Origin of the sequence: Streptomyces sp. NPDC006384, assembly GCF_042870695.1 — a bacterium.
GTDB lineage: Bacteria > Actinomycetota > Actinomycetes > Streptomycetales > Streptomycetaceae > Streptomyces.
Map to the genome: position 1 here is coordinate 114,281 of NZ_JBIAHR010000019.1, position 20,286 is coordinate 134,566.

Annotated in this window: 21 protein-coding genes and 2 pseudogenes; 7 read left to right on the plus strand and 16 right to left on the minus strand. The window is 68.2% G+C overall.

The window, feature by feature from the left end; translation table 11 throughout:
* Positions 1 to 73 precede the first annotated feature (73 nt).
* The 12 genes from ACFYOJ_RS24855 to ACFYOJ_RS24910 all read right to left on the minus strand — a co-directional run bounded on the left by ACFYOJ_RS24855 (position 74) and on the right by ACFYOJ_RS24910 (position 10,342).
* Positions 74 to 679 (minus strand): hypothetical protein, encoded by a 606-nt coding sequence (locus tag ACFYOJ_RS24855; protein WP_356557444.1) that lies wholly within the window; start codon positions 677 to 679, stop codon positions 74 to 76.
* A 103-nt stretch (positions 680 to 782) separates the two neighbouring features.
* The gene (locus tag ACFYOJ_RS24860; RefSeq protein WP_356557445.1) at positions 783 to 2,873 is read right to left on the minus strand and encodes a winged helix-turn-helix domain-containing protein; all 2,091 of its coding nucleotides are present in this window, start codon (positions 2,871 to 2,873) and stop codon (positions 783 to 785) included.
* A gap of 110 nt (positions 2,874 to 2,983) precedes the next feature.
* A complete protein-coding gene (locus ACFYOJ_RS24865) occupies positions 2,984 to 3,118 on the minus strand; it encodes a hypothetical protein (RefSeq protein WP_356557446.1) in 135 nt (44 codons plus the stop codon).
* A gap of 96 nt (positions 3,119 to 3,214) precedes the next feature.
* A complete protein-coding gene (locus tag ACFYOJ_RS24870) occupies positions 3,215 to 3,742 on the minus strand; it encodes a hypothetical protein (RefSeq protein WP_356557447.1) in 528 nt (175 codons plus the stop codon).
* Between the two features lie 83 nt (positions 3,743 to 3,825).
* Entirely contained in the window at positions 3,826 to 4,413 is a 588-nt protein-coding gene (locus ACFYOJ_RS24875) for a hypothetical protein (protein ID WP_356557448.1), read from the minus strand.
* Between the two features lie 155 nt (positions 4,414 to 4,568).
* A complete protein-coding gene (locus ACFYOJ_RS24880) occupies positions 4,569 to 4,967 on the minus strand; it encodes a hypothetical protein (protein ID WP_356557449.1) in 399 nt (132 codons plus the stop codon).
* Positions 4,968 to 4,981: 14 nt separating this feature from the next.
* Positions 4,982 to 5,482: a hypothetical protein gene (locus ACFYOJ_RS24885; protein WP_356557450.1), complete on the minus strand. Its 501-nt coding sequence runs from the start codon at positions 5,480 to 5,482 to the stop codon at positions 4,982 to 4,984.
* 969 nt (positions 5,483 to 6,451) lie between these two features.
* Positions 6,452 to 6,895 carry a hypothetical protein gene (locus ACFYOJ_RS24890; RefSeq protein WP_356557451.1) on the minus strand — a complete coding sequence of 148 codons (444 nt, stop codon included), beginning with the start codon at positions 6,893 to 6,895 and terminating at the stop codon, positions 6,452 to 6,454.
* 139 nt (positions 6,896 to 7,034) lie between these two features.
* A complete protein-coding gene (locus ACFYOJ_RS24895) occupies positions 7,035 to 7,364 on the minus strand; it encodes a hypothetical protein (protein WP_356557452.1) in 330 nt (109 codons plus the stop codon).
* A 349-nt stretch (positions 7,365 to 7,713) separates the two neighbouring features.
* Positions 7,714 to 9,357, minus strand: coding sequence for a hypothetical protein (locus ACFYOJ_RS24900; protein WP_356557453.1), 1,644 nt, complete (start codon positions 9,355 to 9,357; stop codon positions 7,714 to 7,716).
* Between the two features lie 173 nt (positions 9,358 to 9,530).
* Positions 9,531 to 9,941 (minus strand): hypothetical protein, encoded by a 411-nt coding sequence (locus tag ACFYOJ_RS24905; protein ID WP_356557454.1) that lies wholly within the window; start codon positions 9,939 to 9,941, stop codon positions 9,531 to 9,533.
* Between the two features lie 143 nt (positions 9,942 to 10,084).
* Positions 10,085 to 10,342, minus strand: coding sequence for a WhiB family transcriptional regulator (locus ACFYOJ_RS24910; RefSeq protein ID WP_356557455.1), 258 nt, complete (start codon positions 10,340 to 10,342; stop codon positions 10,085 to 10,087).
* A gap of 1,033 nt (positions 10,343 to 11,375) precedes the next feature.
* On the opposite strand from ACFYOJ_RS24910, the gene ACFYOJ_RS24915 reads away from it, so the two are divergent.
* From ACFYOJ_RS24915 to ACFYOJ_RS24935, 5 genes are all read left to right on the plus strand, one after another.
* Positions 11,376 to 11,840 (plus strand): winged helix-turn-helix domain-containing protein, encoded by a 465-nt coding sequence (locus tag ACFYOJ_RS24915; protein ID WP_356557456.1) that lies wholly within the window; start codon positions 11,376 to 11,378, stop codon positions 11,838 to 11,840.
* A gap of 30 nt (positions 11,841 to 11,870) precedes the next feature.
* Positions 11,871 to 12,719, plus strand: coding sequence for a DUF5919 domain-containing protein (locus tag ACFYOJ_RS24920; protein ID WP_356557457.1), 849 nt, complete (start codon positions 11,871 to 11,873; stop codon positions 12,717 to 12,719).
* Positions 12,716 to 13,543, plus strand: coding sequence for an inositol monophosphatase family protein (locus ACFYOJ_RS24925; protein ID WP_356557458.1), 828 nt, complete (start codon positions 12,716 to 12,718; stop codon positions 13,541 to 13,543). Before ACFYOJ_RS24920 ends, ACFYOJ_RS24925 begins: the two co-directional genes overlap by 4 nt.
* A gap of 1,716 nt (positions 13,544 to 15,259) precedes the next feature.
* Complete coding sequence (locus tag ACFYOJ_RS24930) at positions 15,260 to 15,796, plus strand: hypothetical protein (RefSeq protein WP_356557459.1); 537 nt, start codon at positions 15,260 to 15,262, stop codon at positions 15,794 to 15,796.
* Complete coding sequence (locus ACFYOJ_RS24935) at positions 15,793 to 16,638, plus strand: DUF721 domain-containing protein (protein ID WP_356557460.1); 846 nt, start codon at positions 15,793 to 15,795, stop codon at positions 16,636 to 16,638. The genes ACFYOJ_RS24930 and ACFYOJ_RS24935 overlap by 4 nt, the downstream gene beginning before the upstream one ends.
* Before the next feature lie 46 nt (positions 16,639 to 16,684).
* On the opposite strand, the gene ACFYOJ_RS24940 is transcribed toward ACFYOJ_RS24935, so the two are convergent.
* From ACFYOJ_RS24940 to ACFYOJ_RS24950, 3 genes and pseudogenes are all read right to left on the minus strand, one after another.
* Entirely contained in the window at positions 16,685 to 17,044 is a 360-nt protein-coding gene (locus ACFYOJ_RS24940) for a hypothetical protein (protein ID WP_356557484.1), read from the minus strand.
* A 44-nt stretch (positions 17,045 to 17,088) separates the two neighbouring features.
* A pseudogene (locus tag ACFYOJ_RS24945) lies at positions 17,089 to 17,496 on the minus strand (hypothetical protein); the annotation flags it as partial.
* Positions 17,417 to 17,875, minus strand: a pseudogene (locus tag ACFYOJ_RS24950) (hypothetical protein); the annotation flags it as partial. The pseudogenes ACFYOJ_RS24945 and ACFYOJ_RS24950, both read right to left, overlap by 80 nt.
* Before the next feature lie 203 nt (positions 17,876 to 18,078).
* On the opposite strand from ACFYOJ_RS24950, the gene ACFYOJ_RS24955 reads away from it, so the two are divergent.
* Positions 18,079 to 18,318, plus strand: a complete 240-nt coding sequence (locus ACFYOJ_RS24955; RefSeq protein ID WP_356557461.1) for a hypothetical protein — start codon at positions 18,079 to 18,081, stop codon at positions 18,316 to 18,318.
* Positions 18,318 to 18,695: a fic family toxin-antitoxin system, toxin component gene (locus ACFYOJ_RS24960; protein ID WP_356557462.1), complete on the plus strand. Its 378-nt coding sequence runs from the start codon at positions 18,318 to 18,320 to the stop codon at positions 18,693 to 18,695. The genes ACFYOJ_RS24955 and ACFYOJ_RS24960 overlap by 1 nt, the downstream gene beginning before the upstream one ends.
* Positions 18,696 to 18,994: 299 nt before the next feature.
* Here the strand turns inward: ACFYOJ_RS24960 and ACFYOJ_RS24965 are convergent, their stop codons facing one another.
* On the minus strand, positions 18,995 to 20,098 hold the full coding sequence (locus ACFYOJ_RS24965) for a hypothetical protein (protein ID WP_356557463.1): 1,104 nt from the start codon (positions 20,096 to 20,098) through the stop codon (positions 18,995 to 18,997).
* Positions 20,099 to 20,286 lie beyond the last annotated feature (188 nt).

Consider the following 20,286-nt stretch of genomic DNA (forward strand, 5'->3'; position numbering starts at 1 on the left):
GGCCTGTCCGGCCTGCAGCGCCGTCGGGCGCGGTCCGCAGGCCGGACGGGCAAGCCGAGCCAGCCGAGGCTGTTCACTGCACGGTGATATTGCGGGCCTTGATCTTCATGCGGGCGCGATCACGGACCACGAGGTGGTTCTTGGGGCCGCTGCACCCGGAACCGTGGGCTCGGGTTGAAAAGGGGGGAACCGCTGAATCTGAGCCGCCGGAGGAGAGCTTGGTCCGGATGGTGGACAGCAGCGCTGCGCCGGAGATGAGGGCGGCGGAAAGCGCGTAGAACACGTTGTCCAGGTACTTCAGGCCAGGGGCGGCCCAGCCGATTCCAGCTCCCACACCCGCTCCGCAGACTCCTGTCGCGACCAGCAGCATCGAGGTGCCCTTGACCCAGGCTGGCACGGGTTGTGCCGCAGTGGACTGCGGCACCCCAGGATGGGCTGGGGGTGTGTTGATGTAACGGATCTGGAAGACGGGCGGGGCGGGGGCGAGCCCGGATTCCAGACGTCGTGCGGCCGCCAGCAACTGGGCCTCGTACATCTCGACGGCCTCGGCGGGCGTCAGCACCCGGATGAACCGGTTCTGATGGTCGAGCATGACGGCCGGCCGGGCCTGCGCCACATGGGCGAGCGTGGAGTCGACGTCGCCTGCCGGGAGTTGAGGACCAACGTGGTCGAGGGTCATGTGTCAAAGCTCCTATTCGCGGCAGCACCACGGGGGTGCCAGAACGCCGGTGGGGCGGCCTGGGCCAAGTGGCTGGGCCACCTCACCCGCGGATGGGCGGTGCTTACTGGCCGACGGCGGTCAGCATCTGCTCGCGCAACTCAACCGAGCCCCACTCGCCGTGGCCGTAGTCGATGACGAGCCCCTCCTCCGCGAGCCTGCGGAGCGTGGTGGAGATCGTCGACTTGGCACAGCCGGTGGCCTCGGCGACCAGCGCAGTCGTGGTGGTGGGTTGGGTGCGCACGAATGCGAGGATCGCGGCCTTCGCCACACCTCGCTGAGAGCCCTTGGCCGTCTTCGTGGTGGAGACGGCCGGGCCCTGGCCGGCGATCTCCTCGGACTCGGCGGGGGCTTCCGGCAGGTCGGTGACGCCGGGCACCGGGAGGATGATGCCCTTGCGGCGGGACGCCAGGCGCTGACGCCACTCCAGGTAGAACGGGCCGATCCGCTCTGCCCCCTCGCGGGAGAACTGCGGAGGGTTGCCAGTCTTGGCGTGCCGGGTTGCCTGCCTGCGGTTCAGGGGACGCCAGGAGCGGAAGACAGCTCCGCGGTCCTCGACGCCCGACAGATACCCCAGACCGCTGGTCGGCAGCAGGCTGCCGGGCCAGGCGCCCGGGAGGTCATAGGGGTCGGCGGGGAGGTTGACCATGTGCTGGGTCATCCGCGAGGTGTTCCGCAGCGCGATCACGTTGCCGGAGACCAGGGGCTGGCGCAGCTGCTCGGTTCCGATCGCCTCCAGGCCCACCAGATGGGAGGCCAGGCGCAGCTTGATCCCCAGCTTGCGGCCCAGGATCGCCGCGTCGACGGCAATATCGAGGGCCTCCGGATATTCCTGCCACACCTCCTGCCACTCGTCGATGGCCACGACCAGGCCAGGATTGTCCACGGTCGGCGTGAAGTCTCCGATGCCGTAGTAGACGTCCCCGTCCTCGTCCTCCCAGGTTTCGATGCTGGACTTCTCGGCGCGCCGGTGGAGTTCTTCGCGCACGGCGACGAGCAGACCCATGCACTCGTCCACACCGGAGGCGAAGCAGTCAAGGTGGTCCTGCCAGTACTCGAAGGACGCCCCGTACTGCGGATCGCCGCCCCAGCTGACGTAGATTCCGGTGTGCCGGTCAATCGCGAACAGCTGACGCAGCAGCTCGCTCTTACCCGAACCGGTCGACCCGGTGATCAGGTCGTGGACTGTGCCCCAGTCGGGCCGGTGATACCGGTACAGCGCCGGGGCGTTGTCGATGTGCAGGCCGATGTGCGCGATGCCGCTGACCGGGTCGAAGGTGGATTCGATACCCGGCCAGTGCGGCATGTCTTCCAGCGGGTTGCGCTCGTACACCTTCAGTGAGGCCAGGTTGGCGCTGCCGGAGGGGTGTTGGGTGACCGCGACTGATGAGATCGGCAGCCCGTAGGCGGAGGCGATCATCGGGGTGGCGGTCTTGGCATCCGAGTACTGCTGGCGGCCCGGGGAGAGCACGATCGTGCCGCCCCACGCCTTGCCGTCCAGGCCAGGCAGGTCCTCCGCCGCGGTGAGCGTCGCTCCATACAGGCGACCGCCGGTGCCACCGAGCCGCTCGTTGAAGACTTCCTCTCTGCTGAGTTCGTCCTCAACCTCAGGCATCTCGCGGATCCGCCGCAGCCACCACCAGGGCACTCCGGTCGCTGCCAGCCATGCCAGATAGAAGCCCACCGGCACATCGGCGGAGGCTGCGGTCTGTAGGAGCGCGGCCGCCGAACCCGTGGAGGCCAGCAGCCGTCCCAGCTCCGAGCGGGTCATGGGGTTGGCGCGGCGCTGGGGCAGGGCGCCGTGCCGTGCGAGCCACTGTGCGGTTCGGGTCCGGTAGTTTGCGCGTCGCCGCCAGCGCCAGCGTCCGTAGACACCGGCGGCGATCGCGGCGTTCGCTATCAGCGCGCCGCCCCATCCAGCGGGCGCGTCCTGGAAGGCCGCACCGGCGATGTACAGGGCGGTCGCGGCAGCCGGCGGGCTGAGTCTGCGCCGGTTGCGGTAGCTCCAGCGCACAGTCCGGCCCGTGGCCATCATCAGCCGCACCGGGCGTGAGCGGCGGCGGCGCGGGCGCTCGGGTTCGAGCACCATCGCGGCTTCCGCATCCGCCAGGGCCTCAGTGCCCTGGGCAGTGGTGATCGAATCCGGCCTTGCCATGGAGTACGTGTTCCTTTCACGAACGCTGCCCGGCCGCCGCATGCCGGTGAAGTAGATCTGGACGTACGGAGTCCCGTGTCAGGAGGGCGGCGCGCGTAGACCTTCTATGCCTATTCCTTCACCGGCAGGTCTCGCCCTTGGGGCTGGGTGGCGTGCTCACAAGCCAGACACGCCCCGGCGAGCAGCGCTGCGGACGGCAGACGACCGCCGTACAGCCACACCCGCACGGCCTGGTTCAGCGGCATCGTGGGACCGAAGTCCCACACGCCGCAGGCCGGGCACTGGAAGCGGAAGCAGCCATCGGGAAGCCGCTCGAAGTGTGTCAGCAGTCCTGTACGCGTTCATGACCACCCGGCCAGGAAGGCGGACAGCCATGCCCGCCGGGACTGCCGGGCGGTGGGCTCCCGATCGTCGCCCGGCGGGCCGCTGCTTGCCGGGCCCTCGGTGACTGCCGTGTCCGTGCGGACGTCCGCATCCTGCTGAAGTACGTCGGAGCTGAGAAGATCGGTGCGGTCCAGGTCGTCCAAGTCGTAATGGACCGACACGACCAGGGGACGGTCGAGGGACTCGTACTGGGCAATCTCGTCGCCGGGGTGCAGCTGCAGCGACTCGGCGCGGATGAGGTTCCGGGCGGCCCTGACGATGTCCCGGGCGCCACCCAACGTCGTTGCACTCATCTCCTGATAGCGGGCCTCGTCGCCACGTGCGAAGTGAAGAGTCATCCGCAGCGGCAGACGCCTCGACTCATACTGCGCGTCGTCGTCACCCGGGCTGCGGCTCAGCTGGGCCGCATCGAGTTCGGCGGTCACCGCATTCATGAGGTCGCGGGCCTGTCGGGCAGTTTCCGACTCCAGATTCTTGGTGTTCACGCTCAACTCCTTCGCCCTGCGCGTGGCCGGGCAGATCGGGGTGCAAAGGGCACGCGGTGCGGCGTGCCGGGACGGATCTGCGGTCAGGCGCCAACGCGCTGGGCTATGGCCACCGTCTTGGCCACGAGGTGCGCGCGGCGGGCCTCCGCCTGCTCCAACTCGGCCAGCAACCGCTCGGCCTCCGTCGCGGGATTGCCCACGCCCAGCGGCTCGACCTCGGGATGCCCGTCCGCGATCAGCCGGTCGTAGGCGGCCTTGCGATTGGGGGCATCCCAGAGAAACGGGATCTCTTTGGCGGCCAACGCTCGATCCCGCCACACGCCGATGGCTGTCTTCGCCGCATCGACAGCGACCACATAGTTGTGGTGCGCAGCCAACCACGCCCGTGCGGAACGCAGCGCCTGCCAGCACGTTTCGACCGCCGCCAGGGCCTCATCGCGTGCGATCCGGGCCTCCAACTCCTCGGCCAGACGAGGCCGCAGCTGGTTATAGCGGCGCAGAACGTCGGTCAGCGCGACCAGCCGCAGGATTTCGTCACGGTCGTCCTCGCCGGGATGCGCCGTACGCCACCGGCTGAGCGCCGCCGTCCAGGCGGCGTCGCCGGCGGGTGTGCCCTCGTCGAGGCCATTGAAACCCTCGACGACCACGGGGGTGATCTGATCAGTGGACACCACATGCTCCAGAGTCTCGGAAACGGAAGGAATCGCGTTGCGGCCTTCGGCGCAGCGCCGACCGCGCGCGGTGTGCACCGGGCGCGGCCGTGGGCGGGGTGCGGGGTGCCGGATCAGCACGCCACACCCCGCGGGTGGCCCGGCAGGCGGGCCTGCTACGGCGCGCCACCGAGGAAAGCGCGCTTGGGCATGGGCACCCCGGCGCTGTGGCGGGCGGTGTTGAGCTGCCCCATCAGCGACTGGTGGTAGCGCTTGAGCGCTGCGGTCTCATCGACGATGGCCTTGGCCTGGGCGGAGCGATCGGCAGCGGCCTTCGCTCGCTGCCCGTAGGACTCGGCGATGGCGCCGACGTTGCGCTGCACCGAGGTATGGACCTCGAACTCCTGGAGCCCGCCGACAACTTCGTTTGCTTTTGCAGCCTTTGCAGAATGGCGCTCGGCGGTCTGTCGGCACACCAAGGCCGATTGCTCCACGAGCAACACGAACTCTAGGAGGATCCTCTGCGCGCGCTCGTAGTTGTTGCCGCCCGAGGCGGCGAGGACGGGCTGGTTCACCGGTTCTCCTCCGATCAGTTGAAGTGAGTGTTCTCAGCGACCAGGCCGCGGGCGACCACGACCGCCTCCCACATCCCCAAGTAGGTGTCGCGGGCGTGGTAGGCGCTGCCGCGCGACACCTCGGCGGCGTTCGTCGCCATATCGGCCTGGAGGGTGTGCGCGCGGTCGAGGAGCTTCATCTTGGCGCGCAGGTCCGCGATGGTGTTCGTGATCGCGACCGGCACCTTGTCATCGGCCAGCGAGCCCTCGAAGCGGGTCAACGCCGCCTCGAGCTCGCGGATCCAGCTCGCCTCCGCCTCCGAGTTCTGCGCTTCCATCTGTGCGTCCTGGAACGTCAGCGCGAACCAGATCAGCAGCGAGGGCAGGTCACTCACGGTGTGCGTCAGCACCGGTGTCTCGGGCACGGAAACAGGTCCTTCCGGGGTGTTGATCACGATGGTGCGGCCCACCTCGGCGCCAGGCGCTGGGGCATTTTCCGGCGCCCCGCCCTGGCCGGAGCCGGCCACCCCGACCACGGCGCCCCCTCCCTGTGGCGGGACCGCGATGACCCGGGCGGGCTCCGACGCCTCTGGAGCCGTCGGCGGCTCCGCCGACGCGGCAGGCGGAACCGGAACCGGAACGGGACCGGTCGGCGCGGCCGGGGGTGCCGTAGTCACCGGGGCGGGCGGCGCCGGGGGTGCCGGAGGCGGGGGCGGCGCTGCGGGAGGAGTCACCGCAGGAGGCGTCGGCGCGGCCGGAGGCGATGGAGGAGTAGCGGGCGGCACTGGGGGTGCCGGAGGGGGCGGTGACACCGGGCCCGGCGCCGCAGGCGTGGGTGCTCCTGCCGCAGGCCTCGGCGGAGTCGCCGACGGGGCGGGGGGCGCCGGGGGCACGGCCGGCGGAGGCGGCGCAGGAGTGCCGGGGACGGGGGCCGGGGGCGACTCCGCTGCTCCGGCCGCAGCGGCGGCGCGCTCGGCGCGCCGTGCCTTGATGCGTCGCCGCGCCTGCCGCCGCACCCGCTTGCTGCGGGCTGTGCGATAACCCTCCTGGGCACCACGGCCGAAGCCGATGGTCCCGTCGTAGAGGGCCAGGGCCGTCGTGGTGCCCAGGGCGCCCGCGTAGCCGCCGAGCTTGCCGCTCACACCTACCGGGCCCTTCTTGCCCTTGGCCTTGCGGCGCTTGGCCGCGCGTTTGCGGGCTGCCTTCACTCGGGCCTGGTGGTTGCCTGCGATGTTCCTGCCGATGGACAGCGTGCCCTCGACGATGGCGTAGGCGCAGTACCACAAAAAGAGCAGCTCAAGCATGAGGTCCTTCCAGAAGGTCACGGGAGAGAAGGGCTGTGGCGCGCTGCCTGTGCCAAGACCCGGGGAAACAGCAGGAGTTGCGAGGTGCTCAGTGGCTCTCAGAGCGCCTGCAGCGCCTCGGACGCCCCAGTGGGTGTCCGAGGCGCTGCGGAGGCCCTGGATGCCTCGTGAGGCGCCCTGGCGGGCGCCCGCTGAAGTCGGTCAGAACCAGCTCGTGATCAGCCCGGCGAACTCGGTGCCGCCGTTGTAGTAGGCCTCGGCGATGAAGGCTCCGACCGTGCCGGGGATGAACACTGCGGTGTACGGCAGCAGGCTGATCGCGCCGAGGACCTGTGTGCTGGCATTGCCGTCGGCTGCCTGAGCCACGCAGAAGGCCAGCAGGCCCAGGGCGACGATCACCATCAGCGGGACTCCGAGCCAGCCGACGAACCTCGCGATCAGGTTGTCATTCAGCCACGTGATCATGCTGTTGACGAGCATTCCGAGGCCGGTGCCCGCGGTGAACAGCGAGGCGAAGAACATCAGCACGCACTGCCCGATGGGCAGCGCGAGCCTCCTGGTCCGCTGGCCTCGTCCGAGCATCTGCAGCGCGACGATGAGGCCGAAGCAGGCAGCCGCGGCACCACCGTTCGCCAAGGTTTGCATATCTGGTCATTCCTCTCTCTTGGGGCGGGTGGTTTGCGATTACGGAAAGTGGTTGCTATCTCGCGCGCGTCGCGCGCGTCGCGCCTCCGCGTGAGGTCCCGTGAAGTTCACGGAGCATGTGAAATTCGCCTTGTGAATCTCACGCTGCGTCACGATGGCGGCCTCGACGGCGAAGTTCGAACTCATGGACCTCGAGGAGCTCGCCGGCCCGCTTCCATACGTCGTTGCGCTGCTCGTCCGGCCAGCTCTTAACCGCCGCCCGGACCGCGTCCCACAATGCGACGGCGCGCCGGTCCAACCCCCTCTTCTCGGCCTTGGCGACCTTCGAGTCGCGGGCGCCCCGGGCCGCCTCGCTGGGGGTCGATTCCGGCCACCGGAGCTGGGACTCCAGCTGCTCCAGCAAGGTGCCCAGCTCCTTCCAGGCCGTCGGCTGCACCCGGGGAGGTAGGTCCTTGAGCGCTGCGCGCACGAGGTCCCAATGGACGCCCGCGATGCGTTCGAGGCCCTCCGGGCGGGCCTTCTGGAGCTTCTCGGCGCGCGCAATTTGGTATGAAATGCTCCTTCGGTTACGCCGCTGCCGGGCGGTCGTTGACCGCTTCGACGGACGCTTCCACGGGGCCAGAGGAGAGGACACGAACGCTCCAGCGCGATGGGAAAAAAGGGGAGGAAACAGGCACCTGATTGGAGCTGGCGCCAAGGGCTGACAAGCTGACAAAGGCGCTACGGCGCCGACACCGCGGTCCCGGGGTGGCCTCAACATCCCGGGACTGCGGTGAAACCCGCCGAACGCGAACAAAACTGCAGGCCAGAGGGCTCGCCTAGCCTGCAGAGCGCTGCTGTGGAGCCTTGATCCCAGGGACTCGGGCGTGCACCTTCGGGTAGATCCGGGTACGCCAGCGATCGCTGTTGCCGCCGAACTCCTTCTGCAGCGTGTTGAGACCGATCTCACCGGCAGGGCGCCCGGAGTCAATCAGCGCCTTAGCGAACTCGACCGCACGGTCGACCATTTCCTCGTCCGGAACACGTGGCCGCCGCCCCAACTGGACGACCTTCCCGCGCGACCCATCCGTGTCGACCGAATGCGCCGGATCCGTCTTGTCGACCGGACCTCGCCGCTCCTCGTCCCCGACCGTGCCGCTCGACCGCTCGACCGCTTCCTTCGGAACGGCCGCACCGACGGTCGACGTCTCGATCAGAACCTCGGTCGAGGTCTCACCGGTCGACGCGCTTTCGATCGAAGGAGCCTTGGTCGAGGGCGCCGGAGGAGCGGTCGACGGCTCGACCGTAGAACCGGTCGATGCCTCGACCGCACCATCGGTCGATCCCGCCGAGCGGTCGACCTCGACCGAACCACTACGGTCGATCTCATCGGACACCTCGGGATGCCCCCGGGTCTCCGCCGCAGCGGGCAGCCGCATACTCGCCCGCGGTCCGACCGAAGAACGCGCAGCTGAGATGCCCTCACCGAGCCTCTCGACCGAACCGGGACGCACCGGCTCGACCGGCGGCTCAACCACACGATCATGCTGCTCGACCGTGCTGCTCGACCGGTTGACCGTTTCACCTGCGCCGGCCAGACCAGCGGTCGACGTCTCGATCGGAACCTCGGTCGAGGTCTCACCGGTCGACGCGCTTTCGGTCGAAGGAGCCTTGGTCGAGGGCGCCGGAGGAGCGGTCGACGGCTCGACCGTAGAACCGGTCGATGCCTCGACCGCACCATCGGTCGATCCCGTCGAACGGTCGACCTCGACCGAACCACTACGGTCGAGCAGCATCCTCGACCGACCATCGACCGAAGCGCCGGTCGATCCCGCCGAACGGTCAACCTCGGCCACAACCGAGCCCGACCACAACCAGCGCCACGCGCGCGGCACCAGCCCACGCCGCACCCGCTTCACGGTCGACCCGCGCAGACGCCTGTACTGCTCCACGCACATCGCCTTCGACCACGGGTACATCCGCTTCCGCGTCACGATGAACCACGCCTCGCCCGGATCCACGAACCAGTGCACGAAGTGAACCTGGTCCAGCTCCTCGCCCGTCAGCTTCCGCGCGAACGACGCGATCAGCCAGGACAGGATCTCCACGCCGACGACGTAACAGATCGGCCCGACCGAATGCAGCACCACCTGCGGCCAGTCACCGACAAGTAGCGGAGGCACCACGTTGTTCACCACGATCAGGCCCGACAGGCCCCAGATCGTCGGCCGAAGCCACATCGGGATCTTCGAGATCCTCCCGAACAGCGCCACCAGGTAGGCCGCAGTCGCCATCGCCAGCAACGTCTCGGCGGCCACTGCAGGCACCCAGGACCAGTTCGTGATCCCGTTCTCCCGCGCGTACGCAACCACCGAGTACATGTTGCTGACCAATGTAATCGCGATCACGAAGACTAGACCGGTCACCAAGAAGACCAGCGCCCACCGAACCCACTCCGGTAGATCGCTCAGCCGGGGCGTCACGGCACCCCGGTCACCCGGCCCCAGGGCGCCAGGCCCTGCACCAGAACCAGGCGGCCCCGACGTTCCAGGACGCGCCACCAAAAGCCTCCTCACTCAACGGCGGCACCCGGTCGGTGCCGCACACGAAAATCGGCCCGCACCCTCTCGCTAGCTAGCTAAGCGGAATCAATCCCTCATCGACCCGCGAGCTTGAGGGGCAACGCGATCTCCACCCCTCCGCCAAACGCGAAGGGAGACAGAGCAACCACCTGCGGTTGGGTCTTCTCCACCACAGCCCGCAGCTCGGTGCCGACCATCAAGGCCAGGCCCATCAGATGTTCCGGGTCATCCCCGGCACCCACTCGGGCCACCGCCTCTCGGCCGTGATCGAGCATCGCCCGCAACTGCATCCCCGCATCCGTCGGTGCCGCCAGGGCCACATCGCCCATACACGCGGTCGACCACGGCTCACGCAGGGCCTCCAGCAGTCGCCGCGCACTGCGTAGCACTCCCACCGCGGCCACCTCACTGATTTCCAGCCGCCCGGCCACCAGACGACGCAACTCGTCATCCCCGAGCTCCTCATGCTCGAGAACCATGGCCATGGCCCTTACCGGACCCAGCAGGTCCGGCTCATACACCGGCCCCGCCTCATCCACGCCCGCCACAGGGGCGGGTGGGACAGCGATCCTCCGCCGACGGCCGATCAGCCGCCACCTCAGATCCCGCTTCACCGCCCACTCCCTTCTCAGGCCGACGCGTTCCGGGCCCGGTTCCGCGCGGCACGCCGCTTCATCGCGCGCCGCTCGTCCTCGCTCAGTCCGCCCCAGACACCGGAGTCCTGGCCGGACTCCAGCGCCCAGTGCAGGCACTGCTCCATCACCGGACACCGGCGACAGACAGCCTTCGCTTCCTCGATCTGCAACAGCGCCGGACCCGTGTTCCCGATCGGGAAGAACAACTCCGGGTCCTCCTCGCGGCACTCTGCGTTGTGACGCCAGTCCATGACAGACCTCCTCAGTCAGACGAACAAGGGGACATGAATGCGGGTGAGGCCGGCGTAGCTCTCTCCACGCCGACCCACCCGCCGCACAACCAGAAGCCATCAGGGCCTCCGGGAACATCTGGAACACACGCACCGCGCGCTCCCTGCCGCCGCCGGCCACACCCGCTCACAAACCACGAGGCAGGCCAGCGACGCCCAGGCAACCCACAGGGCTGCAAACGAAGTTGGAAAACTCGGCACAGCCGCAGCCGCACCGACCGCCAGCTCTCGCCCTGGCCAGCGCACCATCGTCACGCTCTGGTGAAACGGGCGGCCGCACCGGTGGTCTCGTAGAGCCGGTACGTACGGCATGCCGCCAGACGTTGGTCACCCGGTCGCCGTCCGGGGGCGGTCTATCTCATCCCGCCACACGCATTGGGACTCCTGCTGGCTTGCTCCACTCATCCAAGCTGCCGCCAAAACGAACATAAGGCGCACAGCCCAGGTGAACGGTCCATCCCCCACACCCAGCCGAAGCCGGGCGACGTGCCACTGCGTAGGGGGGAGAGCACCCGCTCCGGCGGTTCGACCCGCCGCCCACAGGGGCCTTGGTTCGCCTGCCGATGCCGATCTGCTCTCGCGTCAGTCCCGCGCGATCACTGTGGAGTTGAGAAGTAGCACGGCCTTTCCCGGTCCACCCGCCGCAGCGAGCCTCACGAGGAGCCTTGATCCATCCGGGACCGGTCCTAGCCGGCCACTTGGAGGCGGTGTATCCGCCGAGGTCAGGGCCCTTCCGGACCCGGGGTGGTACGTGACGGAAGAGGAGTCGAGTGACTTGAGCGGTCACCTTCGCTTGCCTCAACCATGCATACAAGGTACGACCATGTATGTATAGTCTGTCAAGGAGGTGAGACAAGAAATGGCTGCTGACGTGGTGGTTCTGCTGGTTCCCCTAACGGGGTTGTGCTCCACTAGGGGGACCATGAACAACCATGCATATACGGGAGGCCGCTCAGTGGCTGATGAGGTCGGACAGCCGGAGTACCGCAGGGTCATGAACGCTCTGCGCAAGGGCATTGCCGACGAGAAGCTGAAGGTGGGGATGCCGATTCCCTCCACCGACAAGCTCATCGAGGAGCACGGCGTCTCGAAGACAGTCATTCGCCGTGCGGTGGATGAGCTCAAGGCTGAGGGGCTCCTGGAAGGGCGTCCTGGCAAGGGCGTCTATGTGAGGGCACGTCCCACAGACCTTCAGGGAGAGCATCAGTCTGTGCTGGAGTTGGCTGAAGGGCTAGAAGCAGTTCAGGCTCAGATTCGCGTCCTGCAGAGCACTGATGTCGAGATCCTCAACAAGGTCAACGAGGAGCTGCGGAAGTTGCGTGGCATCGTCGCTGTGCTCCAGGCGCAGCTCATGGATCTCTACGCGAGAGTTGGCCAGCCCTACCCGCGTGACGCTGCTCCGCTGAAGGCCGAAGATCATCAGGACATGTCGGGGGCGAATCACGCCTTCGGTGCCTGACAGCAGTACGGGACCATACGGAGGGGACAAGTGGGGCAGGAAGCAACCGTCGTCCAGCTGGGGAGCAGGGCGCACTACCGGCCTGACCTCGGACAACTCGCTCGCAGCCAGCTGGCCACCGCCCGCAGCCTCAAGGGGATGTCGCGTGGCGAGTTCGCCGGTCTGCTTTCGATCATGACGGGGTGGCCCGTCAGCGAGGAGTCAATCAAGGCATGGGAGGCAAACGCGACGCCGCCTGGTGATGTTGTGGTTGCGGCCGAGCTGATCGTTCGCCAGGCCGGCACGGGAGTGGGGGAGGGGCAGCCAAGAGACGTCCTCACTGAGATCGTCGGCAATCAGTTCGCCGACGTCACGGGCATCTACCCCAGCCGATCGGAATTCCAGGCGAAGGTCTCGGTAGCCGACCTCCTCGATGATGCGCGTGAAATCCGAGCCTGCGGTCTGTCTCTCAACATGCTGTGCCAGACCTACGCTGACACCCGGCTCCTGGAGATCATCGAAGGTGGGGCCACGCTCCACTGCCTCTTCCTGGAGCCGTACGGTCAGTTCATCAAACAGCGGGAGCAGGAAGAGGGCTACCCAGAAGGACAGCTGTCCGCGCTCACAGCCCTCAACCTCAGCATTATGAAGCGCGTCGCCGACAGGCTCTCAGCCGGGGCCGCGCCCCGGCTGAAATACGCCGTCTACGACGAGCCGCTGCACTTCAACATCTTCCTGATCGATGGGCAGCTGTGCGTTGCTCAGCCGTACCTGCCCCAGACCCGAGGCGTCGACTCCCCGACCTTCCTTGTCAGGAAGCGTCCATCCACAGGTGGCCTCTTCAGGACGTTCGAGCAGGTATTCAACTCGCTCTGGGAAAGGAACGGGGAGGACGCATGACCGATTTCACTGACCTGCTCCGCATCGCAGCGGCCGCTGTCGACGAGGCGGCCAGCCTCGTCAAGGAAATGGCGCTCGAGGCTGTGGATGCAAAGGGCGACCGAGACATGGTCACGAACATCGACCTCGCCGTCGAAGACCGCGTCCGGGCTTTCCTCGACAGGGAGACTCCCGAGATTGGGTTCTACGGCGAGGAGGGCGGCAATACCGGCACTCAAGGCAGTCCGCTGATGTGGGTTCTTGACCCGGTCGATGGCACTGCGAACCTGACGCACGGGATCAGGCTCTGTGGCGTGTCGCTAGGGCTCGTTCAGGGGCAAGATGCTGTCGCGGGCGTCATCGACCTGCCGTTCCTCGATGAGCGCTACTCGGCGGCCCAGGGGCTCGGTGCCGTCTCTCAAGGCCGGCAACTGCAGGCCCGGACGTCGGGCCGTCTTGATGAAGCGATCGTCGGCGTTGGCGACTACGCAGTGGGCCTCAACGCCGAGGAGAAGAACAAGCAGCGCTTCGCGTTGACTCAGCTGCTTGCCGAGGAAGTTCTGCGGATTCGGATGCTGGGGTCCGCAGCCATCGACCTCTGTTGGGCTGCCTCCGGCCGCCTGGACGCGTGCATCGCTCTTAGCAACCACCCGTGGGATGTGGCTGCTGGCGTCGTCATTGCCCGAGAGGCGGGTGCAGTCGTCATGGACCTGGACGGAAGCGAGCACAACCTAGCATCCACCGCGACCATCGCGGTTGCTCCCTCACTCCAAGGCCCCCTCATCAACCTGTTGGCAAGGCTCGAGTCTGCTTCTTCGAACGTCAACGACCGTTGTCGGCGATGAGAACTAGCGCGGACGCGCGTGAGGACCCCATCCTCCAGTTCCGCGGCAGGTGACCCGCCGCGGAGTCGTGGGCGTCTACCCGAACTCGAACTCGTCCGAGTTGATGGGTGTGCGAGTCCGGCACTCCACTCTTCGCCAGCCACCAGCCGCTTTCCGGAGGTCGACTTGGGGGCTGCTGCTATGCGCTTCAGCGTCCCCAACATGCTCGTGAATTCAGCATTCCGTGAGCCTTTCGCCCCAGTAGGGTTGCGTCGGAACATGCTGGCCTCTACAGACTCCGCGCCGTGGCCTTCCGGCTGGTCTGGCGCGGCGGCCTTCCGCGGCCGACTTGGGCCCCGACGTGTTGAGGCCCAGAGCAGAGCGACCTCGGGGATGTCCTCGGGAGAGATGCCTCTCCCAGGGGAGAGGAGTGAAATGCAGTAGCCACCAGGGCGGCGCCGGCTTCGCCGGGCTTCGAGCCGCCCCCGGTCATTGACGGTGTTGGCGCACCGTCTCCGACCATCACGTCACCGCTCGGCTGGAACCCGAGCGAAGGCCTCACGAGGCCAGCGGGAGCGCTGCCTCGCGGGGCGAGTTGATCCCCACAGGATCCGAAGCCCAGAGCGAGCTTCGTGTTGCCTGCAGATCGGAAGCTGAGGCACAACCCATGGTGCAGCATCGTGCTGCCAGTTGTCAGCCCAGGCATGCCCTGTTCGCCGAGAATGTGACTGCTTTCTCGCCAGGAGGCGCTTGCGTGCCGCTGGGTGTACACCGCAACGACCGGCATTCGTCCCTTTCCTGCCGGAATAGCCCCATTGGGCAGAGTAGAGCAGCGAACCGGGCTGCAGACCATGCAGCCACGCCGTGCCGGGAAGAGTCGGTCCCTGAAAAGAGGGTCCGGTGAGATCTCTTTGCCCCTCGCCAGCACTGCATGAGGATTCTCAGGTCGCCACCATGCCTGCGCGCCTGTTCGTCTCGGACCCGGAGCAGTGGCTCTCTACTACCTGCTCAAGAGTCGCGAGCGACGGGTACAGCTGGCTCCAGGCCGTCCACTGGGTAGCTGGCGCAGGCGTGTACGTACCTCGGCGCTCTCACGGCCCCCGGGAGTTCGGTGCGACAACGGTCCGGGTTGCCCGTGTGCTCGCCGAACTCACCCCGTGCCGCCCGGGCGTCCCTTACCTGGCACGGAAGTTGGAGCTGTCCAACCGCACGGTTGAGTACCAGCTGTCCATGCTGCGCGAGGCCGGGCTGTTGGCGTATGTGTCCAAGGGAGGCCGCGTGGCGGGGGAGGGGAAGCGGGCCTCAGAGTTCGTGCGCGTCATCCCGCCGGCCTTCGACGAGGCCCTGGGCATCCGGACGCTGGGAGTCGGGGCCGAGCGTCGACCTGTTGGCCTCGCGGAGGAGGCGCGGCCGGTGATGGCCCGGCTCGCTGCTGCGGCTGCCCGGAAAGTGCTACGGCGCCGCCACAGGCGATCCAAGTCTGCGTCTACTGCCGTGCCTTCGGGGAGTGGCCATTGCACCCCAATGGGGGGTAGCTCCTCAGGCTGTGAATCTGCGGGTACTAATTCCCTCCCCTCTGAGAGCAAGCTCGAAGGCGGGAAGCGCGCGAAGGGCCCGGTCGAGAGGGAGACTGCTCGTCGTGGGCTGAACCGCGTCGGCCGCAGGTATCGGCTGGCCGCGGAGCTGGTGCGGCAGGTGCCGTGGTTGCAGCGCGCCTCCGTGCCGAGGATCTCGTGGGTGATCCGTGATCTCTCAGACGCCGGATGGTCGTGTGAGGAGGTGCTGGCCTGGCTCCACATCCGTGGCGCAGCCGATCACGTGCGGCGTCCTTCCGGGCTGCTCGCGACCCTGTTGACCACGGCCCTGGATGTGCTCGACACGGAGACCAAGAGGCAGGCCGCCGTGGAGCAGTGGCGAGACTCGCGCCGCGCTGCGCGGGAGCGGCATGTGGAGTGGGAAGCACCCTGGAGGGCGCCGTCCAGTCATGCCCTCTCGCGGCAAGTCAGTGCCGCTGCCGACCAGATTCGTACTGGTCTGGCTTCGCCCGTTCTGGCCGAGGTCTGTCCTGGTCAGAAGATGGAGGTCGAGTTCCTCTCGAAGCAGGAGGTCCTGGAGTTGCGGGCCACGGCGGCGAAGGACCACGGGCTCGTCCTGCGCTGGCTTGACTTCGCCGGAGAGCTCACCACCCGCCGACTCTTCACCAGCGGCTTTGTCGACGACGTCCTCCGCCTTCGCGGCACCGGCCATCTCGTCCTTCACGGAGGTACTCGATGACCAGCAACACAGAACCGTCCGGTGCCGACCTTGCCAGGGTCGTCCTGCGCGCTGCCCAGGAAGCGGCCCGGCAGCGGGGCACAGAGCCCACCGCGCGGAAGCCGAAGCGCCGTGCGCGCACCGTGCCACGGGACGGCCGCGATCCCATCGGCCTCGGACAGGCCATCATGGGCTTGATCGCCGACCGCGCATGGGAGACCCCCGCCGCCGGCGGATCCGTACTTGACCAGTGGCCCGCCATCGCAGGCGACCTGGCGCGTTACGTTGTGGCCGTGCGTTTCGACCGCGAAACTGGGCGCCTCGACCTCCAGCCCGAATCTCCGGCCTATGCCACCCACCTGAAGTTCGAGGCCGACCGACTCATCAGCAAGGCCAACGAGACGGTGCGACCAGGCACCGTGAAGACCATCCGAATCCTGCGACCTGGGCCAGTCGGGCGGACGACAACTCGGCCAGGCACGGAGGCCGGTGCCTTGCCTGTATACCGGGGCCTCTCAGAGCCTTCAGCCCGAAGCGAGCCGCGCCGAGAACCACCCGCTGGCTACCTCGAAGCCGTCGAAGCGGCCCGCGCTCATCGGGCACCGTTGCAGGCCTCGACCGAGCTTGCTGCCATTACCGAGCGCCAGTCCCGTGACTCCCGGAAGCGAGGACGAGTACCGGGTCCCGAGACCAACGACATCGCGCCGACGCCTCAGCGTGAGACGACGGAGCAGAGCAGGCAGCGGGCGCTGCGACGTCTGGCCTTGGAACGTGCGGAGAAACCGCTGGGGAGGCAGCAGTCCGGCCTGCGTGCGGAGTCACCGGTCGGAGATGGCGAGCAGGTCAGAGCGCATGCTGGCTGACCGGGAGGGACCCAAGATTGCTCCGGGTCTCGTTCTGTTGCGTCGGTCATCGCCGTACGTTCAGGAGGGGGTCGGCGCCAGCGTCCAGCAGCTGCAGTCCTGCGCGCTGCCCGACGCTGATGGAATCGGCCGCGGGGCCGGCCGTGACGGTGCGAAGGGGAGTGCCGCCGGCTGGGTCGAGGACGACCGCGTACACCGTTACCTGCCCGGTTGCCTCGTCGAGGCTGGCGTGGACGGATGCGGCGGTCAGACAGCCGCTGCGCAGGGCAGCGAGGGCGGCGCGCTCGGCGTCCAGGAGGAGGCGGGTGGGGGCATGGGTGAGGCGGGCGAGGAACCGGCTGGCCGTGTGGTCGTCGGCGCGGTGCTCGATGAGAATGATCCCGGCGCCCGCGGTCGGCAGCCACATCGTGGGATCCAGGATTTGCGACGCCCGGTCCGCGGCCCGAGGCGGCGCAGTCCTGCGAGAGCGGCGATCATCGCGTCCGCCCCCAGGGTCCCGGCGTCCAGCGCGTTCATCCTGGTGTCGGCGTTCCCACGGATCGGCACCGGGACCAGCTGCGGGTAGAGGGCTCTCAGGAGGGCGGCGCGGCGCGGCGCGCTGGTGCCGACGCGCGTTCCGTGCGGCAGGTCGTCCAGGGTGTCCGGCGGGTGCCCGGCGGGCAGGACCAGCACGTCGCGGACATCCTCGCGGGGCAGGACCGCGCCGACCGTGTTCCCGGGGGCCCGGTCGTGGGGGCCGGGCCGTCTTTGGTACAGGCGATGTGGCCTGGACTTCTCCGGCGAGGAGGTGCTCGTCGGCGCGGCGGGTGAAGGCGCCCTTGCCTCCGATCTCGGCCAGGGGGCCGCGGTGCTGGTCACTCTGGGAGGTGATCTTCAGGATCTCGAGGTGGACATGCGGATGCAGGGACCGGAAGGCCATCTCAACCCGGCCGGTTTGCTCCATCGCCATCGGGCTGGGCCGGGTGCCCATCCGAAGCCGGCTGGTCGCGGTACGCGTGGTCATCGGGATCGCTTTCGGGGAAAGGGGTTGAGGGGCAGTTGGCGCGGAGGTAGGGGCCGTGAGGCAGACGATCACGCGCCCTCCCGTGTAGCGGCGACAGCCTCGCCCCGCGATCACCGGGGTCAGGAGGCGGGCGTCACGGCCCGGCCATTGGAACACCAGGCGACTGTGCCGCTTGTCGAGGGCGTGCCCGGTCGGCAGGAGGCGATCGGGGGTGCCGGCCGGGTGGACGGTCATGACCAGATTGCCGTCGCGTATGTCCCCGGCCCAGGCGCGGACCGTGGCCACCACCTGCTCCGCCGGTTAGTCCGCGAGTGCGCGGGGGACATACGCGTCGATGTCGTCGTTGGCGACCCGGCCGTCCGTTGGTGCCAACCCGGCCCCTGGACTGATCCTCGCAAGATGCTCCCCCGTATGGTAACAGGTGTTACCATCGAGTCATGGCGAAGACACAGCTAGGCGCGCGCGTCGATGGCGAGATCAAAGCGTTGGCCGAAGCCCGTGCCGCTGATCGCGGCCTGAGCCTCGGCGACTACATCGCCAGTCTTGTACGGGAAGACACGCAAGGGTTGAGGCAGCGGGGCCTGGACGCCGCCCGGCGCTTCCTCGACGAGCACCAGTCCGTCTTCGACGATGAGGAGAACGCGGACCACCACGCACCGGGGGCGCACGCCGCGTAATGGATCTGCATATCGATGTCCCCTGGATCCTCCAAGTTGCCGAGCTCGCAGGCGCAGGGGATCCCGCGCCCGACGATTACGGGGTACCGGTGGCAGCGGTTGCCTGCCACCGTGCCGAGCTTCTGGAAACAGCTGTATATGACGGCCCCTACGCCCGAGCCGCCGCCCTGGTGCACATCCTCGGCCGCTGTCAATGGCTGGAGCGTTCCAACCTTGCCGTCGCCGCCGCGACCGGCGTGATGTACCTGGAGGCTTCCGGCTTCCCGGTCAAGCCCACCCGCGAAGACGCCGTCGCTCTGCGCGACCTGCTACGCGATCCGGCCTGCACCGCCAAGAGGATCGCCACCTTGCTGCGTGGCTGGCCGCAGGCCACCTGACGACATTGCGACCGAGAGGAAGCCGGGGTGGCTTGCCAACTACCTTGGGCAGGCTCACTGATCGGCTGGGCGGCTTCGGCGGTGGCGGCTGCCGGGCCGGGCGGGGCCCAACCATGGTCGTCCGGCCCGGCAGCAGCGTGGGGTGCGGTCCGCAGGGAGCTGGTGGGCGTCACCGGATCAACGCCCCTGCTCGGGTGAGGTTACCGGGTGGGCGGTGGCGGCGCTGTGGTCGATCTCGCCTTCCGCGGAACGGCTCGGGCTGGCTTCCCGGCCCTGGCGCCCCGGCGCGACTGGGAAGTTCATCGCCGGGAGAGCTCGCGGCCGATGAGCGCGCGAAGCTCCTGGAAACCGGCCGACTGGTCGTCCTCCGCGGTCGGATCTTCAGTGGGAAGGAGCAGTGCGCCGGTCAGCGCTGCCTGCCAGTAGTAGGCGATGAAGCCCATCGCATTGACCGCCAGTACCGTGGGGTCCCCTTGCCCTGAGGCGGTGAGTGCCCGGGTGAACTCAAACAGGGACTGCTCACCGGCGACATGGGCGGCCGCGGTCTCCAGTACGGCTCCGATGTAGGAGTCCCCTTCAGCCTCGGCGTTCCCCGCCGCGCGGCGCAGGTTTGACGCGATCGCCGCGGCCACCACCGGCTGGCTGAGTTCGGGGCAGCGCGACAGGGTGAGGGCGGCCTGCTCCAGAGCGTCCAGGAAGCAGTCGGGGTCCGTCTCTCGCCACTCGGTGGGGTCATAGGCAGCCGGGGCGTCCCACAGCGAGCCGGTGATGGCCTTCCACTCGTTCGAAGGGCCGCCAGCCGGCGGGGTGATCTCGACAGCCATCCGGGCCGCCGATGCTGCTGGATCAAAGGGTCCGCCCGGGCTGATGAGCAGGGTGGGGCGCTGCCGCTGGGGCAGGCCGCTGCCGACGGGTTCTACCCGCCAGCGGGCAGCCGCGGCCAGGGGGGATTCAGGCGCACCGTGCTCGATCACCTCCCGCGGCTGGTGCACTCCGACCAGGACGGATCCGCCGTAGCTTGCCAGCGCGCACAGCAGGTGGCACACCATGTCGTTGTCGGCCTCGACTCCGGGGGAGCCGTCGTCATGCCGGTGGATGCGCATGCCGGCGAACCAGCGGCCGGACGTGTCTGCGGCCGGGACGGTGGCGTAGAGCGGATGTACGGCGCAGGGCACGGCCGTGTCCACGGCATCCAGTTCGATCACCACCCAGATCGACGCGTCGGCCTCGGCTGGCAGGAGATCCATCAGCTCTTCATGCAACCGCTCGTGCATGGCCCGCAGTTCGTCGGTGTAGAGCTCATACACGCCCGGCCCGAACGTGTGGCTCACCCAGTGAGCCACCGAGTTCCCGACGATCTCTGCTGCAGCCGCGTCCAGGCCGCCGATGTGCGCGTCTTCCATGGGCACACGGTAGTTCAGCACCGTGTGCGACTTGGCCACAGCGGCCGAACCAGGGCCCCCCGATCTGCAGACGCTTCAGGACTCTCCCGGGGGGGCGGACCCCGCCCCGCCGCCCGCGCCTGCCCCGGCCGCCGTGGCGGTCGACCCCGGCACCGAGGTCGCTCTGCGCTGACCCGCTAATCTCAACT